Origin of the sequence: Pelagerythrobacter marensis (assembly GCF_001028625.1) — a bacterium.
GTDB lineage: Bacteria > Pseudomonadota > Alphaproteobacteria > Sphingomonadales > Sphingomonadaceae > Pelagerythrobacter > Pelagerythrobacter marensis.
This window is the reverse complement of the sequence record NZ_CP011805.1, coordinates 1,651,698-1,677,582: the sequence shown is the minus strand read 5'-3', so window position 1 is coordinate 1,677,582 and position 25,885 is coordinate 1,651,698. Positions and strand designations below refer to the sequence as shown.

General features: G+C 63.8%; 24 protein-coding genes and 1 tRNA gene. 14 read left to right on the top strand and 11 right to left on the bottom strand.

Features of this window, described 5'->3' with window-relative positions; translation table 11 throughout:
- Positions 1-173: 173 nt before the first annotated feature.
- The 10 genes from AM2010_RS08135 to AM2010_RS08090 all read left to right on the top strand — a co-directional run bounded on the left by AM2010_RS08135 (position 174) and on the right by AM2010_RS08090 (position 11,713).
- Positions 174-542: a tetratricopeptide repeat protein gene (locus AM2010_RS08135; RefSeq protein ID WP_047806649.1), complete on the top strand. Its 369-nt coding sequence runs from the start codon at positions 174-176 to the stop codon at positions 540-542.
- Between the two features lie 201 nt (positions 543-743).
- On the top strand, positions 744-1,388 hold the full coding sequence (locus AM2010_RS08130; protein ID WP_236699525.1) for a lytic transglycosylase domain-containing protein: 645 nt from the start codon (positions 744-746) through the stop codon (positions 1,386-1,388).
- A 6-nt stretch (positions 1,389-1,394) separates the two neighbouring features.
- A complete protein-coding gene (locus AM2010_RS08125) occupies positions 1,395-1,697 on the top strand; it encodes a TrbC/VirB2 family protein (protein WP_047806647.1) in 303 nt (100 codons plus the stop codon).
- A 1-nt stretch (position 1,698) separates the two neighbouring features.
- On the top strand, positions 1,699-1,983 hold the full coding sequence (locus tag AM2010_RS08120; protein WP_047806646.1) for a VirB3 family type IV secretion system protein: 285 nt from the start codon (positions 1,699-1,701) through the stop codon (positions 1,981-1,983).
- Positions 1,984-2,008: 25 nt separating this feature from the next.
- A complete protein-coding gene (locus AM2010_RS08115) occupies positions 2,009-4,447 on the top strand; it encodes a VirB4 family type IV secretion/conjugal transfer ATPase (protein WP_047806645.1) in 2,439 nt (812 codons plus the stop codon).
- Positions 4,444-5,604 carry a TrbL/VirB6 family protein gene (locus AM2010_RS08110; RefSeq protein ID WP_047806644.1) on the top strand — a complete coding sequence of 387 codons (1,161 nt, stop codon included), beginning with the start codon at positions 4,444-4,446 and terminating at the stop codon, positions 5,602-5,604. Before AM2010_RS08115 ends, AM2010_RS08110 begins: the two co-directional genes overlap by 4 nt.
- On the top strand, positions 5,601-6,377 hold the full coding sequence (locus AM2010_RS08105) for a TrbG/VirB9 family P-type conjugative transfer protein (RefSeq protein WP_047806643.1): 777 nt from the start codon (positions 5,601-5,603) through the stop codon (positions 6,375-6,377). Before AM2010_RS08110 ends, AM2010_RS08105 begins: the two co-directional genes overlap by 4 nt.
- Positions 6,377-7,504 carry a TrbI/VirB10 family protein gene (locus tag AM2010_RS08100; RefSeq protein ID WP_236699535.1) on the top strand — a complete coding sequence of 376 codons (1,128 nt, stop codon included), beginning with the start codon at positions 6,377-6,379 and terminating at the stop codon, positions 7,502-7,504. The genes AM2010_RS08105 and AM2010_RS08100 overlap by 1 nt, the downstream gene beginning before the upstream one ends.
- 11 nt (positions 7,505-7,515) lie before the next feature.
- Positions 7,516-8,508 carry a P-type DNA transfer ATPase VirB11 gene (gene virB11 / locus AM2010_RS08095; RefSeq protein ID WP_047806642.1) on the top strand — a complete coding sequence of 331 codons (993 nt, stop codon included), beginning with the start codon at positions 7,516-7,518 and terminating at the stop codon, positions 8,506-8,508.
- A gap of 265 nt (positions 8,509-8,773) precedes the next feature.
- Complete coding sequence (locus AM2010_RS08090; protein ID WP_047806641.1) at positions 8,774-11,713, top strand: TonB-dependent receptor; 2,940 nt, start codon at positions 8,774-8,776, stop codon at positions 11,711-11,713.
- 70 nt (positions 11,714-11,783) lie between these two features.
- On the opposite strand, the gene AM2010_RS08085 is transcribed toward AM2010_RS08090, so the two are convergent.
- Positions 11,784-12,530 (bottom strand): queuosine precursor transporter, encoded by a 747-nt coding sequence (locus AM2010_RS08085; RefSeq protein ID WP_047806640.1) that lies wholly within the window; start codon positions 12,528-12,530, stop codon positions 11,784-11,786.
- Between the two features lie 57 nt (positions 12,531-12,587).
- On the opposite strand from AM2010_RS08085, the gene AM2010_RS08080 reads away from it, so the two are divergent.
- The 3 genes from AM2010_RS08080 to AM2010_RS08070 all read left to right on the top strand — a co-directional run bounded on the left by AM2010_RS08080 (position 12,588) and on the right by AM2010_RS08070 (position 15,444).
- A tRNA-Arg gene (locus AM2010_RS08080) sits at positions 12,588-12,664 on the top strand.
- Positions 12,665-12,769: 105 nt separating this feature from the next.
- Entirely contained in the window at positions 12,770-14,014 is a 1,245-nt protein-coding gene (locus AM2010_RS08075; RefSeq protein WP_047806639.1) for a putative DNA modification/repair radical SAM protein, read from the top strand.
- On the top strand, positions 14,011-15,444 hold the full coding sequence (locus tag AM2010_RS08070) for a UdgX family uracil-DNA binding protein (RefSeq protein WP_047806638.1): 1,434 nt from the start codon (positions 14,011-14,013) through the stop codon (positions 15,442-15,444). The genes AM2010_RS08075 and AM2010_RS08070 overlap by 4 nt, the downstream gene beginning before the upstream one ends.
- Here the strand turns inward: AM2010_RS08070 and AM2010_RS08065 are convergent.
- Genes AM2010_RS08065 through AM2010_RS08055 form a run of 3 tightly spaced genes read right to left on the bottom strand, consistent with a single transcriptional unit; the run spans position 15,441 to position 21,271 of the window.
- Positions 15,441-16,859, bottom strand: a complete 1,419-nt coding sequence (locus AM2010_RS08065) for an efflux transporter outer membrane subunit (RefSeq protein ID WP_082132839.1) — start codon at positions 16,857-16,859, stop codon at positions 15,441-15,443. The genes AM2010_RS08070 and AM2010_RS08065 overlap by 4 nt on opposite strands.
- Positions 16,856-20,086 carry an efflux RND transporter permease subunit gene (locus tag AM2010_RS08060; protein ID WP_047806637.1) on the bottom strand — a complete coding sequence of 1,077 codons (3,231 nt, stop codon included), beginning with the start codon at positions 20,084-20,086 and terminating at the stop codon, positions 16,856-16,858. Before AM2010_RS08060 ends, AM2010_RS08065 begins: the two co-directional genes overlap by 4 nt.
- Before the next feature lie 3 nt (positions 20,087-20,089).
- Positions 20,090-21,271 (bottom strand): efflux RND transporter periplasmic adaptor subunit, encoded by a 1,182-nt coding sequence (locus AM2010_RS08055; RefSeq protein WP_047806636.1) that lies wholly within the window; start codon positions 21,269-21,271, stop codon positions 20,090-20,092.
- A 93-nt stretch (positions 21,272-21,364) separates the two neighbouring features.
- Between AM2010_RS08055 and AM2010_RS08050 the strand changes: the two genes are divergently transcribed.
- On the top strand, positions 21,365-22,027 hold the full coding sequence (locus AM2010_RS08050) for a TetR/AcrR family transcriptional regulator (protein ID WP_047806635.1): 663 nt from the start codon (positions 21,365-21,367) through the stop codon (positions 22,025-22,027).
- On the opposite strand, the gene AM2010_RS08045 is transcribed toward AM2010_RS08050, so the two are convergent.
- From AM2010_RS08045 to AM2010_RS08015, 7 genes are all read right to left on the bottom strand, one after another.
- Complete coding sequence (locus AM2010_RS08045) at positions 22,024-22,812, bottom strand: NUDIX hydrolase (protein WP_047806634.1); 789 nt, start codon at positions 22,810-22,812, stop codon at positions 22,024-22,026. The two genes, AM2010_RS08050 and AM2010_RS08045, sit on opposite strands and share 4 nt — an antisense overlap.
- Before the next feature lie 288 nt (positions 22,813-23,100).
- Positions 23,101-23,427: a Grx4 family monothiol glutaredoxin gene (gene grxD, locus AM2010_RS08040; RefSeq protein WP_047806633.1), complete on the bottom strand. Its 327-nt coding sequence runs from the start codon at positions 23,425-23,427 to the stop codon at positions 23,101-23,103.
- A gap of 34 nt (positions 23,428-23,461) precedes the next feature.
- Positions 23,462-23,695 carry a BolA/IbaG family iron-sulfur metabolism protein gene (locus AM2010_RS08035; protein ID WP_047806632.1) on the bottom strand — a complete coding sequence of 78 codons (234 nt, stop codon included), beginning with the start codon at positions 23,693-23,695 and terminating at the stop codon, positions 23,462-23,464.
- Between the two features lie 7 nt (positions 23,696-23,702).
- Positions 23,703-24,026 carry a DUF1476 domain-containing protein gene (locus tag AM2010_RS08030; protein ID WP_047806631.1) on the bottom strand — a complete coding sequence of 108 codons (324 nt, stop codon included), beginning with the start codon at positions 24,024-24,026 and terminating at the stop codon, positions 23,703-23,705.
- 79 nt (positions 24,027-24,105) lie between these two features.
- The gene (locus tag AM2010_RS08025; protein WP_047806630.1) at positions 24,106-25,104 is read right to left on the bottom strand and encodes an NADPH:quinone oxidoreductase family protein; all 999 of its coding nucleotides are present in this window, start codon (positions 25,102-25,104) and stop codon (positions 24,106-24,108) included.
- Positions 25,101-25,703, bottom strand: a complete 603-nt coding sequence (gene leuD / locus AM2010_RS08020; protein ID WP_047806629.1) for a 3-isopropylmalate dehydratase small subunit — start codon at positions 25,701-25,703, stop codon at positions 25,101-25,103. Before leuD ends, AM2010_RS08025 begins: the two co-directional genes overlap by 4 nt.
- On the bottom strand, positions 25,703-25,870 hold the full coding sequence (locus AM2010_RS08015) for a hypothetical protein (RefSeq protein WP_047807813.1): 168 nt from the start codon (positions 25,868-25,870) through the stop codon (positions 25,703-25,705). The genes leuD and AM2010_RS08015 overlap by 1 nt, the downstream gene beginning before the upstream one ends.
- Positions 25,871-25,885 lie beyond the last annotated feature (15 nt).

The following is a 25,885-nucleotide window of genomic DNA, read 5'->3' as shown; positions in this document are numbered from 1 at the left end:
CAAGGAGGGTGTTTATATTAAACGACAACCATACGACTACAATATGTCAAGTATGGCAAAATCATCGGGCATCGCGCCAACAGTTACAGAATAATGACAGTATGACATTTTAGTTGCAGTGCGCACGGGCCACGCGCATTCTCCCTCCTGTTAGTCGAAAGTGGAGAGAGATAATGGCTATTGGTTCTATGATCGTAGGTCTGGTCCTGACGACGCAGGCCGGAGCCTCGACCGACGTGGCTTACGATGAGCTTGTCGCAAATCGTAATCAGGCGGCGATCGCGGTGCTGGAAGAGGCGAGCGACACGGAGGCAGACGATCCTGCGCGGTTGATCAACCTTGGTATTGCCTATGCGCGGGCAGGGCGCGAGCAGGAAGCGCGCGATCTGTTCCGTTCGGCTGCCCGCAGCGAAACGGCTCTGCGCCTCGAAGTTGCCGGTGGGGACTGGATCGATTCCCGCGATCTTGCCCGCCGGGCATTGCGGATGCTTGAGCGCGGCGAGTTCGCTCCTTCGAACGCGAGCCGGGTTACCATGCGCTGATACTTCAACGGCGCGGAAGGTCCCGCTTCCGCGCCGAAGGATACGTGAAAAACGCCTCAGTGGCTCGTCCGCCTCTTTTCAGGTAAGCTGCACGCATTGCCGCCATTCGCAGGCAAGCATGACGTAGATGCCTGATTCTATCCAACTTGCTGTCACCAACCTGTCATGTACGGTGCGCAATGCAGATGGACGGAGGGTTCGATGATTCTCAAGCGGTCGCCACTGCTCGCCATTGCGGCATGTCTAGCGTGGACGGCGAGCCCGGTTCGGGCCGACGTCATGGAAATCGATGCAGGCAAGGGTGCGCGCTGGATTGCCGGCGCGCCGAGCGCTGCCGATTCCGTCGATCCAACGCAGATTGTCGCCAATGATGGGGCCGAGCTGGTCGAGCTTGCGGCTGATTACCCCTTGCCTACCCGTGCAGTGGCCGATCCGGCGCGGCATTCCGCGGCGATCCCCAGCACTTATGCCGCCAAGGTTCACGAGCTGGCTCGCCGGTTCGATCTCAGCCCCGCATTGATAGAAGCCCTGGTGTGGCAGGAAAGCCGCTGGCGGCCCGACGCGGTGTCACCGGTAGGTGCGCGGGGCCTTGCCCAGCTCATGCCGGGGACCGCGCGCGAGCTGGGGGTCGACCCCGGCGATCCTTTCGCCAACCTCGAAGGCGGCGCGCGGTATCTGCGTGCGCAGATCGATCGTTTCGATGGCGACCTGGAAAAGGCGCTGGCGGCGTATAACGCCGGGCCGGGCCGGGTCGAGCGGGCCCGCGGTATCCCCAATATCCGCGAAACGAAAAACTACGTGGCGGCGATCATGGGCCGCCTTTCCAACCATTCCCGCGAGGATTGATACTCAATGCGATCGTTTACCCGTCTTGCTGCTCTGCCCCTGTTTCTGAGCCCTACCGCTGCGCTGGCGCAGCAGGTGGCCGATCCGCAAGGGTCCGGCCCGATCGTTGCCGCGCTCGGCTGGCTTCAGGGGACGCTGCTGGGCAATGTCGCCACCGCCGTCGCCGTGATGGCGGTCGCCGCGGTCGGGTTTCTGATGCTCACGGGGCGGATGAACTGGCGTTTCGGGGCCACGGTCATCATCGGGTGCTTCATTCTGTTTGGCGCAGCTTCGATCGTTGCCGGCATCCAGCAGGCCGCCGGGGGCTGATGTGGAACATCTCGTCCGCCATCCCGTCCATCGCGCGCTCACCCGGCCGCAGATGTTCGCGGGGGTGACGTACAATTATTTCATCATCAACGCGGCGGTGACGACGGAGCTGTTCCTGATCACGGGCAGCTTCCTCGCCTTGCCCGCCGCACTGGTGATCCACGGGGTTGGCTATTTCGCCTGCCTGCGTGAACCGCGCGTGTTCGATCTTTGGATCACGAAGGTCAGCAAGTGCCCGCGCGTGAAGAATTTCAAACGCTGGGGCTGCAACAGCTACGCGGCGTGATGACCTGAAAGGGGTCGATACGATTATGAGCAATTGGATCGGAGCTGCCGCCTGGAGCGCGAAGGAAGCCCGCGCCGGCGACCGCCTGCCCTATGCCCGCCTGATCGACGAGAGCACGGCCCTGCTGCGCGACGGATCGGTCATGACGGCGCTCCAGGTCCCGGGCCTTCTGTTCGAAACCGAGGACAGCGATGCGCTGAATGCCCACGCCGCCACGCGCGAGGTTGTTCTGCGGTCCACGCTCGATGCGCGGTTCGTCATGTATCATCATGTGGTCCGGCGGCGGGTCGAGGTCGAGCTGGATGCCGAATTCGACGATCCCCTCAGCCAGCACATCGACGCGCGGTGGAAGGAACGGCTGGGATCGGGGGCGCTGTTCGTCAACGACCAGTTCGTCACGCTCATCCGGCGGCCGGCGCGCGGCAAGGCTGGCCTTGCCGAACGTGCGGCCAAGATGTGGAACCGCAAGGGACGCAAGGAGATCGAGGCCGATCCCAAGGATGTCCGGGCACTCAAGGCCGCAGTAACCGGGCTTGTCGCGGCGCTGCAGGCTTACGGTGCGGCTGTGCTCGGCGATTATGAAGGGTCCGAGGGCAAGGCCAATAACGAACTGCTCGAACTGTTGAGCGCGCTCTATAACGGCGAGATGCGGCCGGTGCGCCGACCTGGCGAAGACACCGATATCGGCCAGATGCTTCCTTATCGCCGCGCCAGTTTTGGCCTCGATGCGATGGAACTGCGCGGATCGGGCGCGCCGGACTTCGCCGCAATGCTGAGCCTCAAGGAATATCCCGACGCCACTTCTCCCGGCCTGCTGGATTCCCTGCTGCGGCTGCCGTGCGAAATGGTCGTGTCGGAAAGCTATGCGCCGACCGAACGGCAAACCGCGCGTGAGCGAATGGATCTTGCCCTGCGCCGCCTGCGTTCGGCGGACGAAGAGGCTGCGGCGGAACGCGCCGACATGCTGGCCGCACGCGACGCCCTCGGCAACGGAGCGGTCGGGTTCGGTGACCATCATCTCACGGTGCTGGTGCGCGAACGCGATCTTGCCCGACTGGACGAGGCGACCGCGTCATGCGCGGCGGCCCTGGCCGATACCGGAGCGATCGCCGTGCGCGAGGATACCAACCTCGAACCGGCGTTCTGGGCCCAGTTCCCCGGGAACGAACAGTATATCGTGCGCCGGGCGATGATCTCTTCGGCCAATATGGCCGGCTTCGGGTCGCTCCACGGGATGGCGCTGGGCCAGGCGCAGGGCAACCACTGGGGCGAAGCGGTGACGCTGCTCCAGACCACCAGCTCTACGCCGTTCTTCTTCAACTTTCACAGCGGCGACCTGGGCAATTTTTCGGTCATCGGACCCTCGGGCTCGGGCAAGACGGTGGTGATGAACTTCCTCGCTGCCCAGGCGCAGAAATTCAAACCGCGCACGATCCTGTTCGACAAGGATCGCGGGGGCGAGCTTTTCATTCGCGGGATCGGTGGTCGTTACGACCGGATCAACGCCGGCGAACCGACCGGGTTCAACCCCCTTGCATTGCCCGATACGCCCGTAAATCGGGCCTTTCTGCGCGACTGGCTGGGCGTTCTGCTGAAAGGCGAAGGGCCGGAAGAACTGGCAACGATCAGCCAGGCGGTCGATGCGGCATACGGCAACGATCCATCGCTGCGCCGGTTGCGCCATTTCAGGGAATTGCTCTCGGGCGCGCGGCGCCCCGAGGCGGGCGATCTCGCCGACCGGCTTTCGGCCTGGATCGGGGAAGGGGAGCACGGCTGGCTGTTCGACAATGCCGATGACCGGCTGGATCTGACCAACCGAGTGCTCGGCTTCGACATGACCGCGCTGCTTGAAAATCCCAAGCTGCGCACGCCCGTGATGATGTACCTCTTCCACCGGATCGAGGAGCGGCTGGACGGCAAGCCGACCATGATCCTGATCGACGAGGGCTGGAAGGCGCTCGACGATCCGGTCTTTGCCGCGCGTATTCGCGACTGGCTCAAGACGCTCCGCAAACGCAACGCACTGGTCGGGTTCGCGACCCAGAGCGCGCGCGACGCGCTGGAGAGCCGCATTTCCACCGCATTGGTGGAGCAGACCGCGACAATGGTGTTCATGCCCAATTCGCGCGCACGGGCGGAGGATTATTGCGACGGGTTTGGCCTGACCAGTCACGAACTCGCCCTGATCCGCAGCTTGCCTGCCCACAGCCGGTGCTTCCTGGTGCGCCAGCCTGACGCGAGTGTGGTCGTACGGCTCGATCTTTCGGGCGCGCCGGAAGTGCTGACGATCCTTTCGGGACGCGAAAGCTCGGTCCGGCGGCTCGACCTGTTGCGGGCCGCGGTCGGGGACGATCCGGCGGAGTGGTATCCGGCCCTTACCGGGCACGGCTGGCCCGGCGGCAATGAGGCGACAGACGACGAGATGGCGCAAGGGGACATACCCTTCCGCCTCGCTGCCGAATGAGCGCTGCCTGCCAGAGCGCCGCCGCGGAAGCCGGCAATGGGGTCGCCGCTGCGTTGCGCGCGGTGGACTGTACTGCCGGCGAGTTCACGGCGCAGGCATTCGGCCGGCTGTTCGCGCCGGGCGGAGCGCTGACTTCCGTCCTGACGATCGCCCTGACGCTGTTCGTGGCGCTGTTCGCCATCGCGCTGCTGATGGGGCGCACGAACCTGGGCGTAAGGTCGCTTACGCCGCGGATGATCACTTTGGGTCTGGTGGTGACGTTCGCCACCAGCTGGGTCGCTTATCAAAGCGTGGTGTGGAACCTGGCGATCGGCGCGCCGGACTGGCTCGCCACCGTTCTGGCGGGCTCCGACGGTTCGGCGACCGAGGTGTTCGCGCAGAAGATCGACGTCGTGTTCATCGCCGTGCAGCAGGCGACCGAGGGGCAGGAGGACATTGGCGCCTTTTCGCCCGCGGGTATTCTGTGGATGGGGGCGATGCTGTTCCTTCTGGGCACTGTCGGTGTACTGGTGACGGCGCGGATCGGGCTGGCGGTGCTGGTCGCGCTGGGCCCGATCTTCGTCGTCATGGCGCTGTTCAACGGCACTCGCGGCCTGTTCACCGGCTGGTTGAAGGGTGTCGTCATGCTGGCGCTGACCCCATTGTTCGCAGTGCTCGGCGGCGGTGTGATGCTGGAACTGGCCGTGCCTATCCTCGCCACGCTCTCGGCCAGCCCGGGCCAGGTCGAGCCGCAGGCCGCGATGGCCTTCTTCCTGATCGGTGCGGTGCATGTTGCGCTGATGATCATGGTGATCAAGGTCGCAGGCACCATGGTGGCCGGCTGGAAGGTATTTGGCCTGGCACAGCAGGACGCACCAGAACGGGGCGAACGCGCGGCCACAGCCGCGCCGGCGCAGTCGTCGGCACCGGCTGCACGGCAGGTGGCTCCGGCGGCAGTCTCGCACTCGTCCGCACGGCGCGTGGCAGTCGCCGCAGTGCCCGCGACCGTCGCCGCCAACGATACCGGGCCGTCCTCCATCGCGACGCGCGAAACGCGGGTCGTCACATCGTCGGGCAATGCGCAGGTGCAGCCGCTCAGCCCGTCGCAGTCGCGCACGAGCGGAATCGGCAGTCGTTTCCGCGCACCGCAGAAAAGAACTTCGGAGAAGTCGAAATGAACCGCGTGGCCCTATCCGCGCTCGCTCTCGCAGTACTGGCTTCCTCGCCCGTGCTGGCGCAGGATTCCCGTCTGGTCGAACAGCTATACGATCCCGCGCGAGTGGTGACGATCGAAGGCCGGACCAAAGTCCAGGCCACGATCCAGTTCGGCGAAGACGAATTGATCGAAAATGTCGCCATCGGCGATTCCGAAGCCTGGCAGGTCACGCCCAACAAGCGTGCGAACCTGTTGTTTATCAAGCCGCTTTCGCCGACCGCCAAGACCAATATGACGGTGGTAACGAACAAGCATACATATCTGTTCGATCTGGTGGCCAGCCCACGGGCCAATCCGCTTTACGTCCTGCGCTTCACCTATCCCGAAGAGCCGGAGGACGAAGAACCGATGTTGGCCCAGGGTCCGAACGCGGTCGAGATGGCGGCGGCGAGCGATCCTTATGCCGTCGTCGACCCGGCGGAACTCAACTTCGCGTGGGACGGGCAGGGCGATCGGGGCCTCTTGCCCGAACGGACGTATGACGATGGCAATGCGACTTTCCTGACATGGCCTGCCGGTCGCTCGGTCCCGGCCATTCTGGTCAAGGACCACGAGGGGACGGAGGGGCCGGTCAACTTCACCGTGCGCGGCGATACGATCGTCGTCGACGGGGTTCCGCGCGAAATCGTGCTGCGCTCGGGCAATGACAGTGCAATTTTGACCAACACCGGGCCGGTACGGCCCGAAACGTCGCGCGGCCAGGCCGCGCTGGCTCAGGCAAGGGAGAACAGGTGATGCGCCTCGCCATGCGACTGCCCGCCCGCAAGCAGGGCGGTGCCGCGAACGACGTCGATCCGCGCGAGCAGGAATCGGCCGAAGTCATAGACCTTGCCAGCCGCAATGCCTTTCCTGCCGTCACGCAGCGCAAGGGCAAATCGGATTCGCTCGGGCTCGTGGCGGGCGTCGCCATCGTCGCCTTGCTGGGGGCGGCAACCTTCATCGGAATGGATTCGACGCGCATGGCCGAACCGGAAGGTGTCGGCGGGCAGCAACCTGCCCCCGCTCCGGTGCAGCCGACCAGTCCGCAGCCTGCAGAAGACGCCGCTGCACCGGCACCCACTGCACCTGCTCCGCAGCCCGACCCGGCCCCGGCGCCGGTTCTCGCCGCCAATCCCGGCGCATCGGCCGCGCCGATGGGCAACCCTTATGCCAGCCCGACGGTGGTGTTCGATTCCAGCGCTCTTCCATCCGCCGCCGCCGGCCCTGCGGCTCCCGTCGCGGGCGAAGGGGCATCGGGTGCGACGAGCAATTCCGCTTCCGATTTCGCCAGTCGCATCGGCGGCGTGGGCGGTGCGCCCGCGCAGGCGAAGGCAATGGTGAATCCGCGGACGACCGTGACCCAGGGCACGCTGATACCGGCCGTGCTCGAAACCGCGATCGACACCAATGTCCCCGGTTTCGTGCGCGCCGTGGTCAGCCAGGATGTCCGCAGTTTTGACGGGACGCGAGTGCTGGTGCCGCGCAGCAGCAGGCTGATCGGACAGTATCAATCCGGCGTGCAGGGCGGCCAGAAGCGGGCCTATGTCATCTGGACCCGCCTGATCCGGCCCGATGGCGCCTCGGTCAACCTCGCATCCCCCGCGATCGGGTTCGACGGTACGACCGGGCTTCAGGGCGAAGTCGACAGCCGCTTCTTCCAGCGTTTCGGTTCGGCCCTGCTGCTTTCGGTCGTCGGCGGGCTGTCGGCAATCGGATCGGGCGGCGCATCGGTCGTACTGGGCGGAGCGGGCCAGTCCGCCGCCAGCGTGGCGGCGCAGCAGGATAGCCAGATCGGCCCGACCATTCGGGTGCGTCAGGGCGAACCGATCCGCGTCTTCACCGCGCGCGATCTCGATTTCAGCCAGGTCGCGGCGGTCAGGTAAGGGCAGGCGCGATGGCGGCAGATATCCACTCGCTCAGGACGGATGGCGGCGGAGAACGCAGCGTCTATCTCGACGCCTATCTCGCCCCGTTCCGCGAGTGGCTGGACCGCGATACGGTGACGGAAATCCTCGTCAACCGGCCGGGCGAAGTGTGGATCGAAGATGCCGCCTCGCCCGGAATGCAGCGCGTGGAAACGCCGCATATCGACGACAGGCTGGTCCAGCGCCTTGCGGAGCAGGTGGCCCGGGTCAGCCATCAGGGCATCAACCGCGAACACCCGCTGCTCGGCGCGACGCTGCCCGACGGCGCGCGCGTGCAATTCTGCGGCCCTCCGGCGGCGCGGCGGCACTGGGCGATGGCGATCCGTCGCCATCGCCGGCTCGACCTGCCGCTCGATGCCTATGACACCGGCCCGCTTGCCGAGGCCGCCTCGCCCCCGATGCCCGATCCTCAGGCGGAACCGATCGTCTATTTGCGCGAGGCGATCCGCCAGCGGCGCACTATCCTGATTTCCGGCGGCACCAGCACCGGCAAGACGACATTCCTCAACGCCATGTTGGGCGAAATTCCGCGCGACCAGCGGGTGGTTCTGGTCGAGGATACGCCGGAATTGAAGCTGCCCGGTGAAAACGGTGTCGGCCTGGTCGCGGTGAAGGGCGAACTGGGCGAGGCCAAGGTTACCGCCAACGAGCTGTTGCAGGCCGCGTTGCGCCTTCGCCCCGATCGGGTCGTGCTGGGTGAATTGCGCGGCGCCGAAAGCGTCAGTTTCCTGCGCGCCATCAACACCGGGCACCCCGGTAGCTTTTCGACCATCCACGCCAATAGCCTGCGCGGCGCGCTGGAACAGCTGGCGCTGATGGTCATGCAAACGGGCATTGGCCTGACGCGTAGCGATACGATTGCCTATGCCGCTTCGGTTATCGACGTCATTGTTCAGCTTGGCCGGGGCAGCGACGGGAAGCGCGGCATTGCGCAGATCGCCAATACATCTTCGCTCGTCTGACGGCGATTTCGCTGCTTTTTGGCCTCGGCAGGCCAATTGAAGAGAGCACCCCCCAAATAAATCCGCCGCATCGGGAAGTGCCGCCTGCATCCAATTGACGTAGGGGAATGCACAGTTTTCGAAACGCTGCAACGCAATCGTATGCGGAAATTTCTGCAATGCAAAGGTGACCAGATAGGTAACCCTATTGCCAAACATGCAGGTTATGAAATACTTTCCTCACAGTTTAAGTCGCAACAGACGACTGGACACGAGGAGAGGACGAATGAGGGTGAAGGCAACCCTGCTTGCCGGCATTTGTGCCGGCGGGCTCGCATTTCCCGTTACCGCGCAGGAAACCGATACAGGCGTGAGCCCGGTCGCGACCGGTGGCCCGGTGATCGTGGTGACCGCACAAAGGCAGGATCAAAGCCTGCAGGAAGTCCCGATCGCCGTCAGCGCGTTCACTGCCGAAGCGCTGGAAGCGCAGCAGATCGAAAACGCGAGCGACCTGCAGTTAACCCTGCCGAACGTCTCGTTCACCAAGAGCAACTTCACTTCGTCGAGTTTCACCATTCGCGGGATCGGCGATCTGTGCGTCGGGGTGACGTGCGACAGCGCCACCGCGATCCACACCAACGGTTCACCGCTTTTCGGCACGCGGCTGTTCGAAACCGAATACTTCGACCTCGAACGGGTGGAGGTACTGCGCGGCCCGCAGGGGACGCTGTTTGGCCGCAACGCCACTTCGGGCGTGGTCAACGTCGTAACTGCCAAGCCGGACCTGTCCGGCTTCGGCGCGGCGGCGGAACTGGAATACGGCAATTACGAAAGCATCAAGGCCAAGGGCATGATCAACCTGCCCATTGGCGAAGTGCTGGGCCTGCGCGTGGCGGGTTTCTACCTCAATCGCGACGGATATACCCGCAATCTCTATGACGGTTCGCGGATTGACGATCGCGACATGTATGCGGTGCGCGGTTCGGTCCGCTTCGAACCGGGCCCCGATACGACGATTGACCTGATGGGGTATTACTTCCGCGAAAACGACAATCGCCTGCGGATTCAGAAACAGACCTGCCAACGCGATCCAACCGGGGTGCTCGGATGCCTGAATGCCCGGCGCGATTTCGACAGCACCAACGCCAATTCTACCTTGGCATCGGTGCTGAGTTCGGATGAACTGTTTGCGATTCAGGGGCTTCCCGCGGGCTTCGGCCTCGGCAGCCTCTACGCGCCGGATGGTTTCGCCAATTTCGACGAACCGGACGACGTGCGGGTCGTCAACACGCCGGTGACGCCCGAATACTTTGCCGACGAAATGCAGTTCCAGGCACATCTGGAACAGCGTCTCGGGGCCATGACTGTCTCGCTGACCGGGCTCTATCAGGAAACGTCGGTCGACTCGCGGCAGGACTACAACCTCGGCGTGCTCGATCGCACTGGATATGCCGCAGCGCTCAACCAGTTGGCATTTTTCGCCGCCAACGACGTGATCTTCCCGGGGTCGTCGGCCTATTTCGCGCCGATTGCCGATGCCCTTATCCCGGGCGGCCCCAACGGGCCGCTGTGCACGTCGGATAACGACATGGGCAACCAGGGCGCGTTCGAAGGGAATGCGATCTGCGGCGAGGTTCCGCTGTCATACGACCGGTCGAACCAGGATCAGAAAGCATGGTCGGGCGAACTGATCCTGAGCAGCGATTTCGACGGGCCGCTCAACTTCCTGGTCGGCGGCATCTACGCCGAATCCGAAGTGTCCGAAAACAGCTACTACGTAAATGCGTTCGGTCTCGATTATGCGGCCGCGATACTGGGGACGTTTTCCGCGATGGGCGGCGGTATCGATCCTTCGTATCTCGCCACGTCGATGTACCGGAACAACACGCAGCATTTCAAACTGAAGAGCTTCGGCATTTTCGGCGAACTCTATTACGATATCACCGATCGCCTCAGCTTCACTGCGGGTTTGCGTTACAACGACGACAGCAAGACGGTGACCGCGCGCACAACGTTTGCAAACTTCCTCAACCCCTTTTCCAATGATGGCGATCCGTTCGATTCACCTTATGCGGCGGGTTTCGATGCCGATCCTGGCCTGGACGGAAATCAGCTGGTGCAACACCGCGAGGTTTCGTTCGACGAGATCACCGGCCGTGCGGTGCTCGATTTCGAAATCTCGCGGGACAACAAGATCTACGCGTCATACTCGCGCGGGTACAAATCAGGGGGGATCAATCCGCCGCTGTCGCCCGTCTTCGACGTCAGCGAGAGCTTTGGCTCCGAACAGATCGACGCGTTCGAGATCGGTTCGAAAAACACGTTCCTCAATGGTACGTTGCAGGCCAATCTCACTGCATTTTATTACAAGTACAAGGACCTGCAGCTCAGCCGGATCGTTGCGCGGACATCGGTGAACGATACGATCGACGCCGATATCTGGGGCCTTGAGTTCGAATCGATTCTCCGCCCATCGCCGCAGTGGACGATCAACATGAACCTCAGCTACCTCAATACGAAGGTGGCCGGGGATCAGTTCTTCTCCAACCCGCGCGATCCGGGCGGGGGAGATCCGGATGCGGTGATTATCAAGGACATTTCCAACGGATCGCTGTGTGCGGTGACCGGGGCGGGGGCCAACGCTTTCGTTGCTGCGGTTAACAGCCCGCTTGGTCTGCAGGGGCCAGCGCCGTTTCCGGCCGACGGTCAAATTGCCTCCAATGGCGCGTTCGGAATATGCTCCGCCTTGGCTGCGGGTGCGGCGGGGGATATCAGCGAGTTCAACCCTGCACTTGCTCCGCTTCAGCCGCTGCTGGATAGCTTTGGGCCCGTAGGAGTGCTCAGCCCCGGCGTTGAAGTGAACCTGCGTGGTAACAGGCTTCCGCAAGCGCCTGAATTCAAGGCCTCCATCGGCGTTCAATACGCGGCGGAGTTCGCCAACGGCATGTCGCTGGTGCCGCGTTTCGATGTGGCGATGACGGGCACCCAGTATGGCAATGTCTTCAACGGCAGCGTCAACCGGATCGAACCGTTCGTTCAGGCCAATGCGCAGATCCAGTTGAACGGTGCCGATCAGGGCTGGTTCGTGCGCGGTTTCGTTCAGAACATCTTCGACAGCGATTCCACAACCGGCCTTTATGTGACGGATGCTTCGTCGGGGAATTTCACCAATATCTTCACCCTGGACCCGCGGCGTTACGGCATCGCCGTCGGCGCGCGGTTCTGATCACCATCCGCTCGGGAGGAGGAGGAGAAGGGCCGGGCCATGCGTCCGGCCCTTCTTTCTTTCACCCGCTCTATCGGGGCCGCTGGGCGGAAGCGAAGGGCGAGAAGTCCGTTCCGGTATCGTAGATGTCAATGCCTTCGCGCCGCTTGAGCGCGCCGACCGCGAGATAAGTCACCGGGGTCAGCAACGCTTCCCACGCCGTCTTGATCAGCCATTGCGACAGCACGACCTGCCACAACAGTTCGACCGGCCAACCGGCCAGGCCCCAGAAGGCGAGCGGGTAGAAGATCAGACTGTCCAGCCCCTGTCCCACCACTGTCGATCCGATCGTCCGCGTCCACAGCGCCTTGCCACCGGTCCAGACTTTCATCTTCGCGAGCACGAAACTGTTGGCGAATTCCCCCGCCCAGAATGCCACCATTGACGCGAGGACGATGCGCCACGAATTGCCGAACACGAATTCGTAAGCCTCTTGCCCCGGCCATCCGGCTGCGGGCGGCAGGGCGACCACGACCCAGGCCATCAGCGCCATAAACGCCAGTGCCGCAAAGCCGGTCCAGATCACCCGGCGGGCGCGGGCGTAGCCGTAAACTTCCGTCAGAACGTCACCGATGATGTAGCTGATCGGGAAGAACAGCACGCCGGCGCCGAACGACCATTCGGTGCCGCCGGGCAGTGTGATGTACGATGGTTTGGATGCACCGATGATGTTGGAAAGCAGCAGGATGGCGACGAACGCCGCCATGATCAGATCGTAATAGCGGAACGCGGGCGGGGTCTCGCCGCCGGTGTCGATGCGCTGCGGAGTGTCGGCCATAAGGCTGCCTAACCCGATTTGCGCGGCCGGAAAAGCACGCTATGGCTCGCCCCGCGCGCGCCCGTAGCTCATCTGGATAGAGCGCGAGACTTCTAATCTTGAGGCAGCAGGTTCGAGTCCTGCCGGGCGCGCCATTTTCCCGATTGTATCGAGTATCGATCCGGGGCGGGGACAACTGATCTTTGTCAACTTGCCGGATAAACCTCGACAGGGTTTTTATTGGAACATATGGCGAACATATGTCGAAAAACTCGATCCTGGAAAGGCTTGCGATTCTAGCGGATGCGGCGAAATACGACGCGTCCTGCGCTTCTTCGGGCACCGCTAAACGCAATTCTCTGGGCGGCAAGGGCATCGGGTCGACCGAGGGTATGGGGATCTGCCACGCTTATGCCCCCGATGGCCGATGCATTTCGTTGCTCAAGATCCTTCTGACCAACCACTGCATCTTCGATTGCCATTACTGCATCAACCGGAAGAGCAGCAACGTGCGGCGGGCGCGGTTCACACCGCAGGAAGTGGCCGATCTGACGATCAGCTTCTACCGGAGGAACTATATCGAGGGTCTGTTCCTGTCTTCGGGCATCGTGAAAAGCGCCGACCGAACAATGGAACAATTGATCGAATCCGCCCGAATCTTGCGCGAAGATCATGATTTCAGGGGTTATATCCACCTCAAGACAATACCCGAGGCCGATGCGGAGCTGGTCCATCGGGCAGGCTTCTATGCCGACCGGGTTTCGATCAACGTCGAACTGCCCACCGACCGCGGATTGACCCGCCTGGCGCCGGACAAGAATGCGCGCCAGATCGAGGGCGCGATGGGCAGGACCAGGGCTGACATTCTGGATGCCAGGGATGCCCGCACCCGTTTCAAGTACGCCCCCCGTTTCGCACCGGCCGGTCAATCGACGCAGATGATCGTGGGTGCTGACCAGGCGAGCGATGCGGATATCGTGAACCGGGCGAACCGGCTCTATGGCAAGTTCGGCCTGCGGCGGGTGTATTATTCCGCGTTCAGCCCGATTCCCGATTCCAGCGCCGTGCTGCCGCTCAAGCGGCCGCCGCTCGTTCGCGAACATCGGCTATACCAGTCGGACTGGCTGATCCGGTTCTATGGCTACCGGGCGAGCGAGGTGGTCGCAGCGACCGATAGCCATGGCAATCTGCCGCTGGATATGGATCCCAAGCTGGCATGGGCCCTCAAATTCCGTGAGACGTTTCCGCTCGATGTGAACCGTGCGCCTCGCGAAATGCTGTATCGCGTTCCGGGCCTCGGAGTGACCGCAGTCAACCGGATTGTCGCGGCGCGGCGACACAAGTCGCTGCGGCTGGAAGATGTCGCGCGTCTCACCGTGTCGATAGCGAAAGTGCGCCCTTTCATCTGCGCCGCCGACTGGCGCCCCACGCGATTGATCGATCGCGGCGACTTGCGATCCCTGGTGGCCCCCCGGCACGAGCAGATGGAGCTGTTTCCGGCATGACGGCCGCCAATGCATCATCCGGCCCCAGCTATACGGTCGTGCTGCCCCAACCGGACGATTTCGCATTCTGGCGGGATAGAGCGCGAGCGCTGATGCAACAGGCGATAGCGCCTGAGGCAGTCGTCTGGACCGAAGCGGGCGCGACCGCCGACTTGTTCGCGGGTGGCAGCGCGCTGCCCGCGCCATCATCGCCGGGCCCTGAAATTCGGGCCAACAGGCGCTTTCTCCAACTGGCGAAGAACGCTGCGCTTCACTCCGACCCTCGGCGGTTTTCCCTTCTCTATCGGTTGCTCTGGCGTCTGCAGGCGAATGGCCGGCTGATGGAAGACCGCACCGACAGGGATGTCCGCCTGCTGGAAGAACTGGATAAGGCGGTCCGGCGGGACAGCCACAAGATGCATGCGTTCGTCCGGTTTCGGCGTGTCCCCGCGGATCGTGATACAGACGCGGGACGCTATGTCGCATGGTTCGAGCCGGAACATCACATAGTGCGCGCCAATGCCGGGTTCTTTCAACGACGTTTCGCGAGCATGGCGTGGTCGATCCTGACGCCCCGCGGATGTCTGCATTGGGACGGCGATGCTTTGACGTTTGGGCCGCCCGCGCGAAGAGAAGACGCACCGCAAGGGGATTCGGTCGAGGATCTGTGGCGTGCCTACTATGCCTCGATCTTCAATCCGGCGCGGCTCAAGATCAAGGCCATGACCAGCGAAATGCCGCGCAAGTACTGGAAGAACCTGCCCGAAGCGACCATCATTCCCGCTCTCGTGGCTGGCGCGCAGAAGCGCGAAGCGCAGATGATTGCAGCAGGGGCACCGATTTTCGAGGAACGGCCGCAAACTCTCGAAGGCATCGGCGCCGCAATCGAAGCGTGTCGAAAATGCGCAATCGGTTGCAGCGAAAGTCGGTCGGTGATGGGCGAGGGGCCGATCGAGCCTGCGTTGATGATCGTCGGCGAACAGCCCGGCGATCGGGAAGAGCGTGAACGACGGCCCTTTGTGGGGCCTGCCGGTCAGTTGCTGGACAGGCATCTCGAAAAGGCGGCCATTCCGCGAGACAAGGCCTATCTCACCAATGCTGTGAAGCACTTCAAGCATAGGGCCCGCGGCAAGCGGCGCATTCACCAGACGCCGGGCGCGAAAGAGATCGATACCTGCCGCTGGTGGCTGGAGACCGAACGCGCGATTGTAAAGCCGCGGGTCATTCTGGCCCTGGGCGCCAGCGCCGCCCGGGCGATTCTCGGCAGATCGGTCAGCATCTCCAAGGTGCGGGGCGAGCCGATGATCCTGGAAGATGGCACCGAGCTGTGGATCACCGCGCACCCATCCTACCTGCTGAGGCTGGAAGGCGATGCGGCGGCGGAGCAGACGCGGCTGTTCGAGCGGGATCTCGCCGCCGTCAGGCAGAGGCTGGATGAAGAAGCGGCTTAAGACGGATCTTCGCTGCGCTCGAACCCACCACCAAGTGCGACAAACAACGTGGCCTGGTTTTGCAGGGCGCCGCGCCGGGTGGCCAGGAGCTGCTGCTGGGCAGTGAACAGGTTGCGTTCGGCATCGAGGACTTCGAGATAGTCCGCGACCCCTTCGCGATACCGCAGGCGCGCTATCCGTGCGATGCGTTCCTGCGCCACCACGGCGCGTTCGAGCGTTTCGACCTGTTCCGCCAGATAACGGCGCCCGGCGAGCGCGTCGGACACTTCGCGGAAGGCCGTTTGCACGGTGCGGTCGTAATTGGCGACTTCCTCTACCTCCAGTGCGCGCGCCAGATCGAGGTTCGCCTCGCGTGCCCCCCAGTCGAAGATCGGAAGGCTGATCGACGGGCCAAAGCTCCACCCGAAACCATCGGAATCGAACAGATTATCGAGGCTGCCTGAAGCGAAGCCCGTGCTCCCGGTCAGCGAGATGGTCGGGAAGAAGGCGGCCCGGGCGGCGCCGATGTTGGCGCGCGCTGCGCGCAGGCGTTCTTCCGCGGCGACTATGTCCGGGCGTACCAGCAGCAGATCGGATGGCATGCCGGCGGCCAACTGGTGCCCGTTCGTCTGAGCCGCAAGGGGTATGCCTTGCGGGAGCGCGGCGGGCTCCCTTCCGCCAACCAGAACGAGCAATTGATTGCGCAATTGCGCCAGCGCCAGGCGCTCGGCCGCCAGTTGCTGTTCCGCCTGCGTCAGAAGCGTTTCGGCCTGACGATAGGGAAGCGCCGACGTCACGCCGGAATCGAGCCGGAGCTTCGCGATACGCAAGCCTTCGCGCCGGCTCTCTGTGGTCGCTTCGGCCAGGGCAATCTGTTCTTCGGTTTCGACGATCTCGAAATAGGTGTTGGCGGTGTCGGCAATCAGCGAAAGATAGAACGCGCGCTGTGCGGCGATCGTCGCAAGGTATTCCGCCCGCGCGGCGTCGCTGAGATTGGCGACGCGGCCCCAGAAATCGAGTTCGAACGCGCTGACGCCGACGCCGATCTGGAACCGATTGCCGGTGACGGGAACGGCAGGGCCCCCCGCGCCGGTCGTGACGCTCTGGCGTGCACGCGTGCCGCTGGCGTCGGCTACGGCAGTAGGCAACCGGCGGCTGTCTTCGATACGATAGCGCGCACGTGCCTGCTCTATCCTGGCGGTTGCGGCCACAAGGTCGCGGTTGTTCTCCAGCGCGGTCGCGACCAGTGTCCGAAGCCGGGGATCGGCAAACCATTCGCGATAGGAAAGCTGCGAGGCGACCACGGTGCCATCCGGGCGCAGTGCGGTGTCGTACTCCGGCGCGACCGGCAGTTCCGGGCGCGAATGTTCAGGGGCGAGGCTGGTGCAGCCCGCAAGCGCCGCGGGCAGCACTGTCAAAGCGATCAGGCGTTTCATCGGGCAGGCTCCTCCCCGGTCGCGGCGGCAGGCACATCGTCGACCTGTCCGGCGGCGACCGGTTGCTTGCGGCTGATATTCCGCCGGATGAGCAGATAGAGCATCGGGATCAGGAATATGCCCAGCACCGTCGCCGCAATCATTCCGCCCATAACCCCGGTGCCCACCGCGATCCGGCTGGCCGCGCCGGCTCCGCTCGCGAGCGCCAGGGGAACCATGCCCATTGTGAAGGCGAGCGAGGTCATGATGATCGGGCGCAGACGCAGTCGCGCTGCCGCCTTTACCGCATCGATCCGGCGCTTGCCGCGTGCTTCCTCTTCAATTGCGAATTCGGCGATGAGAATTGCGTTCTTGGCCGCGAGACCGATGATCGTGATCAGGCCGACGTTGAAGTAGATGTCGGCCGACAGGCCCCGCGCCATGGAAAACAGCACCGCGCCGAGCACGCCCATGGGAACGATCAGCAGGATCGCCAGCGGTACCGCCCAACTTTCGTACAATGCGGCCAGGACCAGGAACACGATCACAACGGAAAGGCCGAGCAACAGGCCAATCTGGCCGCCGGCCTGCTTTTCCTCGAACGAAATGCCGGTCCACTCGTAGCCAATTCCCTGAGGCAACTGGCTGGCGAGCCGTTCCATTTCCTCCAGCGCGGCGCCGGAGGATTCGCCGGGCGCCGCCATCCCGGAAAGCGTCATCGCGGGATAGCCGTTGTAGCGCGACAGGCTGGCCGGCCCGGCAGACCATTCCACTTCGGCAAAGGCGCTGAACGGCACGAGTTCGCCCTGCTGGTTCGGGATGCGCAGCGACAGCACGTCGTCCGGCTGCATGCGATAGCGAGCATCGGCCTGGACCAGAACCTGCAGCACGCGCCCGTCGCGGTTGAAGTCGTTGGCATATGCCGAGCCGAACGTGATCGAGAGTGCCGCGTTTACATCGTCCAGCGACAGCCCCAGTGCGCGTGCCTGCACCCGGTCGATGTTCACTTCCAGCTCTGGGCTCGGGCCCTGGTCTTCAGGTCGCAGGTTGGCGATCATCGAGCTCTGCGATGCCATGCCGAGCAGCTGATCGCGCGCCGCCGTCAGCGCTTCGCGTCCCAATCCGCCGCGATCCTGCAGTTTCAGGGTGAAGCCGCTGGCGGTACCCAGCGATTGGATGGATGGCGGCTGGATGACGAAGGCCATCGCGCCGTCGTTCTGCATGAACGTACCCATCGCTTGGCCCAGCATTGCTTCGGCGCTGCTTCCGGGCGCGGTACGCTCGTCCCACGGCTTGAAGCTGGAGAACATTATCGCGTTGTTCTGACCCTGGCCGAAGAAGCTGAAGCCGCGCACGACCACGTGGTTCTGCACTTCTTCCCGACCGAGCCAGAAATCGGTGACGGGTTTCAGCGCTTCGTCGGTGCGTTCCTGCGTCGCGCCCGGGGGCGCCTGAACCGCGGTGATCAGATAGCCCTGATCCTCCGTCGGCAGGAAGGCGCTGGGGAGGCGCATGAACAGCAGGACGGTAACCGCTGCCAGGGCAAGGAATATCGCGAAAGCGCGCATCGGCTTCGACAGAATCCTGTCATTGGCCCGACCGTACTTCTCCGTCATCCGGGCGAACCAACGGTTGAAACGGCCGAAGAACTTCGCGAGCGCGCGGCGCGCCCGTTCGAGGTGGCCGCGCCAGCCGGGCGGCAGTTCCCGATCGTCATCCTCCGCCGATTGGGCATCGTCGTCGTGCGACATCGGCTTCAGGAATGTCGCGCACAGCGCAGGCGTAAGCGAAAGAGCGAGCAATGCGGAAAAGAAGATCGCGATCGCCAGCGTGACCGAGAACTGACGATAGATTCCGCCCGTCGATCCGGGGAAGAACGCCATCGGGACGAACACGGCAATCAGCACCAGCGTGATGCCGATGATCGCGCCGGTGATCTGCCCCATGGCCTTGCGCGTCGCCTCCAGCGGGGGGAGGCCTTCCTCGCGCATAATCCGTTCGACGTTTTCGATCACCACGATCGCGTCGTCGACCAGAATGCCGATCGCCAGCACCATGCCGAACAGCGACAGCACGTTGATCGAAAAACCCAGCAGCCACAGGCCGAGGCACGCCCCGGCGAGCGCGATCGGCACGACCAGCGTCGGAATCAGGGTCGCGCGCCAGTTCTGCAGGAACAGGAACATGACCAGGAAGACCAGGATCATCGCCTCGACAAGGGTCTTGGCGACTTCTTCGATCGAGGCCTCGACGAACGGCGTCGTATCGTAGGGGATCGACCAGGTGGCGTCGCCGGGAAGCGTCGGGTCCAGTTCGGCCAGGCGTTCCTTCACGCCGCGAGCCGCCTCGAGCGCGTTGGCGCCGGTGCCGAGCTGCACGGCCATGCCGGCCATCGGTTTGCCATTGAGTTCGGTCGAGCTGGCGTAAGTCTGCGCGCCCAGTTCTACCCGCGCGACCTCGCCCAGACGGACGACCGCTGCGCCGGTATTGGCGCGCAGGATGATGTTCTCGAACTCTTCCGGCGTGGTGAAGCGCCCTTCGGTGGAGATCGTGGCGTTGATCTGCTGCCCGTCCATGATCGGCTGAGCGCCGATGGCGCCGCCGGCCGTCTGGCTGTTCTGTTCGCGGATCGCGGCAAGAACGGCGCTGGGCGAGAGATTGTACGACGCCAGCGCATCGGGATCGAGCCAGATGCGCATGGCATAGCCGGAACCGAACAGCATGACATCGCCAACGCCGGGGACCCGCCGCAGCTCGTCGATCACCTGATTGGTGGCGATATTGCCCAGATCGGTGCTGTCGAGCGTGCCGCTTTCCGAAGTCAGCGCAACGATCATCAGGAAGGTGTCATCCGCCTGGCGGACGGTGATGCCCTGTCGGCGCACTTCCTCGGGCAGGCGCGCCTCTACCGTCGAAAGGCGGTTCTGCACTTCGGTCTGGGCGATGTCGATATCGGTCCCGGCTTCGAACGTGATCGTGATCGTCGCCGTGCCGTTCGACTGGCTCGACGATGACATGTAGAGGAAACCCTCCACACCGTTGAGCTGCTGTTCGATCACCTGGGTGACGTTTTCTTCCAGCGTTTCGGCATCCGCGCCGGGATAGATCACATTGATCGCGAGGGAGGGCGGGGCCACCTCGGGATACTGTTCGATCGGCAGCGCGCGCAGTGCGATCAGACCGGCAAGCAGGATGCCGAGCGCGACCACCCAAGCGAAAATCGGGCGATTGATGAAGAACTGGGCCATGGTTCAGCGCGCCTTGGCGTCGGGATTCTGGCCGGCGGCCGGCGGGGCGGCCGAAGCCGCAGGCTTGTCCTTGACCGGGGCGCTGGTGTTCTTCACCGGAGCGCCCGGCTGAATTTTCTGCAAGTTGCTGACGATCACGACGTCGCCGGGCTTCAGGCCGCTCTCGATGATCCAGAGACCATCGACCATAGAGCCGAGCTTGACCGGGCGCAGCGCGGCATTGCCTTCGCCGTCGACGACGAAAACCGTGCCGCCGCTTTCGCCCAGGGTCACTGCCCGCTGCGGGACCGCGATCCCTTCGTTGATCTGTCCGGCAAAGATCTTCGCACGAACGAACTCACCCGGCAGAAGCAGGCCCGATGGATTGGGAAATTCTGCACGAAGTTCGACCGTGCCGGTCTGCTCGTCGACCGAGAATGCAAGAAAATCGATGTGCCCGGGTATCGGATACTCGGTGCCGTCGCTGAAGGTCAGGCGCACTTCGATACGATCGTTTTCGTCGAGCGCAATTTCGCCCGCGGCCACGGCGCGCCGCAATGCGAGGACCTGGCTCGCCGACTGGGCGAAGCTGACATAGACGGGCGAAATCTGCTCGATCCGCGTCAGCAGCGTGCCTTCGCCCTGGTTCACCAGGGCGCCTTCGGTGATCTGCGCGCGGCCAGCACGCCCGGCGATCGGCGCGCGGACGGTGGTATAGCCGAGCTGAAGCGACGAAGCTTCCACCTGGGCGCGGATCTGGGCGACGTTTGCATCGGCTTCGCGGGATGCGGCCAGTGCGGCGTCGTATTCCTGCTTGCTGATCGCGTTTTCGGCCACGAGCGGGCGATAACGGTCGACGACAGCCCGCGCATTGGCGGCGGTTGCCCGCGCGCGGGCCAGGCTGGCCTGCGTCTGGGCATGGGCGGCCCGCAGTTCGCGCGGATCGATTCGGAACAGTGGCTGACCGGCCGAAACGTCCGTTCCTTCCTCGTACAGCCGCTTCTCGACGATCCCGGTCACGCGCGCGCGCACTTCGGCCACGCGCACGGGTTCGACCCGGCCGGGCAGTTCCACGACATTGGGAATCGCCTGATTCGCGACCACGAAGGTCTTGACCGGAATCGGTTGAGGCGCAGGCGGTTCCTCCATACCGGAACACGCGGAGAGGAGGGCGCAGGCAAGCGTGCCGGCAAGGATGCGCTTCATGGGGAGGGCTTTCAGTCAGCTTTTGTGCAGGTGCGAAGGTGTAATAGGCATTACACCATTGTCATGCAAGCCGTATTCGTGGAGCCTTGACGCATGAATTACGAATTCGAATGCGACCGCCTCGATCGCCGTCGCCGCGCCATTGTGGACGCGGCGCGGGCCCTGTTTATCGAACAGGGATACGAACGCACTACGCTGGGGCACATTGTCGATAGCGCGGGCGGATCGCTGGCGACGATCTACAAGCTCTTCGGGAACAAGGAGGGGCTGCTCGATGCGGTCGTGTTCGAAAAGGCCGTGTCCGGCGAAAGCCTGATCCGCGAAGTCGCCGCGCGTCACGAATGCCCGGCCGATACGCTGCGCGAACTCGCCACGCTGTTATATCAGCGTTTCCTCGATCCCGACGATCTGTCGCTGGTGCGCATGGTCATCGCGCGCAGCATCGACGATACCGATTTCGCACGCCGTTTCTTCGAGACCACAGCGATGCATACCCGCAAGGCGCTGGAGGAGGTATTCGAACGCTGGGCCGCAGCCGGGGTGCGTTTCGAAGGGCGGCCGGATGTGCTTGCAGAAATATTCCTGGGTCTGATTGTCAGCGATATGCAAACCGACGCGATCAGCCATGGTGTGATGGCGCGGCCCGGCGCGGAACGTATTGCTGCGCGAACCGATTTCTTTCTGCGCGGGGCCGGGCTCAGCGAAAACCCGCACTGGCCCAGCAATACCGAGATGTCTGCGACGGAACCGAGCTAGCTTCGCTGCACACCCTCGAGCAGTTCGGCCGTGACCGGATAGCCGAGGTTTTCGGGGATACAGATCCACCGCGCGCCGTCGCGCTGCTCGATAAACGGTGTGATCGTCTGCTGCGGAAATGCCGCGCAGTCCTGCAAGGCAGCGTCGAAATCCGCGAACTTTGCCAATCGTTCCAGATTGCGCCGGGTGGGGAAGATTACCGTCAGATCGCCTCTGTCTGCCGCCGCCAGCGCATCGCGGGCCGTGGTCCAGAACAGGCGAGTGTTTTCGGTTTCGTCCACGGCAACATCCACGGCGCCCGTCCCCAGATCCGCGAGATAGAACCGCGTGTCGAAGACCCGGGGGAGCCGCTCGTTCTTCGGATACCATCGGGCGAACGGAACGACGGCGGACAGGTCGAGCGTCCAGCCCGTCGCCTTCAGAACCCGATCGAGAGTACCGCTTTCGAGCAGCAGTGCCCGCGCTGCGCGTGCCCGGGCGGCGTCGATCTGGCCGTGCAGTCCGATGGCCAGGCCGGTTTCTTCCAGGGTTTCGCGAATGGCGGCGATGCGATGGGCCGCCTCGTCGACATCTTCGACGTCGGGCAGATCGCTCGCCAGATCACGGTCGGCCTGATCGACGCGGCCCCCGGGAAAGACGGCGGCACCCCCGGCGAAGCTCATCGACCGGGATCGGGTGACCATCAGCAATTCGGGCGGCGAACCTTCGGCACCCTTGCGGAAAACTACCACGGTGGCGGCGGCAATGCCGCTGGGGCCGTTGGGGCCGTTGGGCGTATCGTTCATCCCCGACAGTGTGCAGTGCGCAGGGGCCTGTGCCAAGCGCCAATTTCTGTCGGAATTTCTTACATTGCAGCGCAGGGTTAAGGCGCGTTCACCATCGTATCGCCAGGTTCTGCGTCACTGTTCGGATCTGGCACGGAAGATGCAGTGCTCAGGGAACCCAAAGTGGTCTTCGACTAGAGGCGGCGTCACCCCCAGTCTCCCGGCGCCGCCTCCCCGATCCCCAAACGAAATGGCCCGCACCGGAAAACCGGCGCGGGCCATTTTCGCTCAGTCACGGGGCGAGCCGTGTCAGGCCTTGGCGACCTCTTTCTCGTCCAGGAGCTGTTGCAGCTCGCCGGCTTCGAACATTTCCATCATGATGTCGCTGCCGCCGACGAACTCGCCCTTCACATAAAGCTGCGGGATCGTGGGCCAGTCGGAAAATGCTTTGATGCCCTGTCGGACCTCCATATCCTGAAGGACGTCGACCCCCTCGAAGGCGACGCCGCAGTGATCGAGGATCGCCACTGCGCGACTGGAGAACCCGCATTGGGGGAACAACGGCGTGCCCTTCATGAAGAGCACCACGTCCTGCTTTCCGACGATGTCGGTGATGCGTTCGTTGATATCGGCCATGAAAACTTTCCGTTCGGGTATCGTTTCGTGAACGTCAGGTGGGCACTTCGGTTGTCAGTTGCAAGGCGTGGAGCACGCCGCCCATCTTCCCGTCGAGGGCATCGTAAACCATCTTGTGCTGCTGAACCCGGCTCTTGCCCGCGAATTGCGGCGCCACGACCCGCGCGGCCCAATGGTCTCCATCACCGGCGAGGTCGGTCATGACCACTTCGGCGCCGGGCAGCGCGGCCCGGATCATTCCTTCGATTTCGGGTCCTGACATCGGCATTGTGAAATCAGCTCTCGCTCATCAGCTGGCGACGGGCTTCGACCGCCTTTTCATCCAGCTTGGCCCGGATGTCGGCTTCGCTGACATCGCAATCCGCTGCGGTCAGATCGCCCAGCAGTTTGCGGATCACGTCTTCATCGCCGGCTTCCTCGAAATCGGCCTGGACGACCGCTTTCTTGTAGGCGTCCGCCTCTTCCGCGGTCAGTCCCATCAGTTCGGCAGCCCATTCGCCCAGCAGGCGATTGCGACGTGCGGCCACCCGGAAGGCGGTTTCTCCGTCCATCGCGAACTTGGCTTCTTCCGCGCGCTCGCGATCCTTGAAGTCGGTCATGCAGTCCTCTCGAGAGGGGGTGAATCCTGGCGCCGGGATAGAGGCACGCCCGCCGCGGGGCAAGCGCGCAATCGTATCGTCAGTCCATCGTGACGACGAGCTTGCCCACCGCCTGCCGGCTTTCCAGCCTGGCGATCGCTTCCCCGCCGCGTTCCAGCGGGAAGGTTTCGGAGATCAGCGGGTCGATCTTGCCTGTCTTCAGAAGATCGAACAGCTCGTTCGCCTGGGCGCGGAACCGCTCCGGCTCGCGCGCGGTGAAGGCGCCCCAGAACACGCCGCAGATGTCGCACGATTTCAGCAGGGTCAGGTTGAGCGGCATCTTCGCGATTCCCGCCGGGAAGCCGACCACGAGGAAGCGCCCTTCCCACGCGATCGCGCGCAGCGCCGGTTCCGAATATTGCCCGCCGACGATGTCATAGACGATGTTCGCGCCTTCGGGGCCGCAGGCGGCCTTGAACTTGCCGGCCAGTTCCTTGCTGGCCGCCTTGTCCATCTCCCCACGGGGATAGATCACCACGTCGTCGGCCCCGGCCTTGCGTGCGACTTCGCCCTTCTCCTCGCTCGACACGGCAGCGATCACGCGCGCGCCGAACGCCTTGCCCAGCTCGATCGCAGACAGGCCGACACCGCCCGCCGCGCCGAGGATCAGGAGAACGTCGCCTTCCTTGATATGGCCGCGATCCTTCAGGCCGTGAATGGTCGTGCCGTAAGTCATCATCAGCGAGGCGGCCTTTTCGAACGGCACGCCTTCGGGCACCTTGAACATGCGCCCGGCCTGTACGCAGACCTGTTCCGCCAGGCCGCCATTGCCGATCCCGGCCAGCACCCGGTCGCCGACCTGCCAGCCTTCCACGCCTTCGCCCAGCGCGGCGACGGTCCCGGCAATCTCGCCGCCGGGGGCATAGGGCCGTTCCGGCTTGAACTGGTAGAGGTCGCGGATCATCAGCGTGTCGGGGAAGTTGATCGCGCAGGCCTTGACGTCGACCAGCACTTCGCCCGGGCCGGGGGAGGGAACCTCTACCTCGTCCAGCGTCAGCGTATCGGGTCCTCCGACGGCGTGGGTACGAAGAGCTTTCATGCGGCATTCTCCCTGGGTTCTGCGAGCCAGGGCATTTCGTGTGCCTGGCGTTTTTCGTAAGTGGCGATCGCATCGCCGCGTTCCAGCGTCAGGCCCACTTCGTCGAGCCCCTCCAGCAGGCAATGCTTGCGAAAGGCGTCGATTTCGAAGGCGAAACGGTCCTGGAACGGCGTGGTCACCGTCTGGTTTTCGAGGTCGAGCGTCACCGGATCGGTACGCGCGACTTCCAGCAGGCGATCGACCTGATCCTGCGGCAGTTCGACCGCAAGAATGCCGTTCTTGAAGGCATTGCCGGCGAAGATGTCGGAGAAGCTGGGCGCGATCACCGCGCGAATGCCGAGGTCGAGCAATGCCCAGGCGGCGTGTTCGCGGCTCGATCCGCAGCCGAAGTTGTCCCCCGCAATCAGGATCGGGGCGCCGGCGAAATCCGGATCGTCGAACGGGTTGCCCGGCTGCGCGCGCAGCGTTTCGAACGCGCCCTGGCCCAGCCCTTCGCGCGTAATGGTCTTCAGCCAGTGAGCGGGAATGATAACGTCCGTATCGACATTCTTGGCGCCGAGCGGGATCGCGCGACCCTCGATGGTCGAAACTGGCTCCATCAATCCGTCTCGGGCTTTTCGCCGGAGGGGATGGGGCCCGGCTGGGTCGGCGTGTTCTTCGCCTTGCGCTTCGATGCGTAAAGCAGGGCGGCGGCGATGGCGGCGGAACCGATGGCACCGGCAAGGGCGGCCTTTCCGCCCAGCGATGAGGGGAGCTTCTTGGTCATGCCCCATTCCATGCG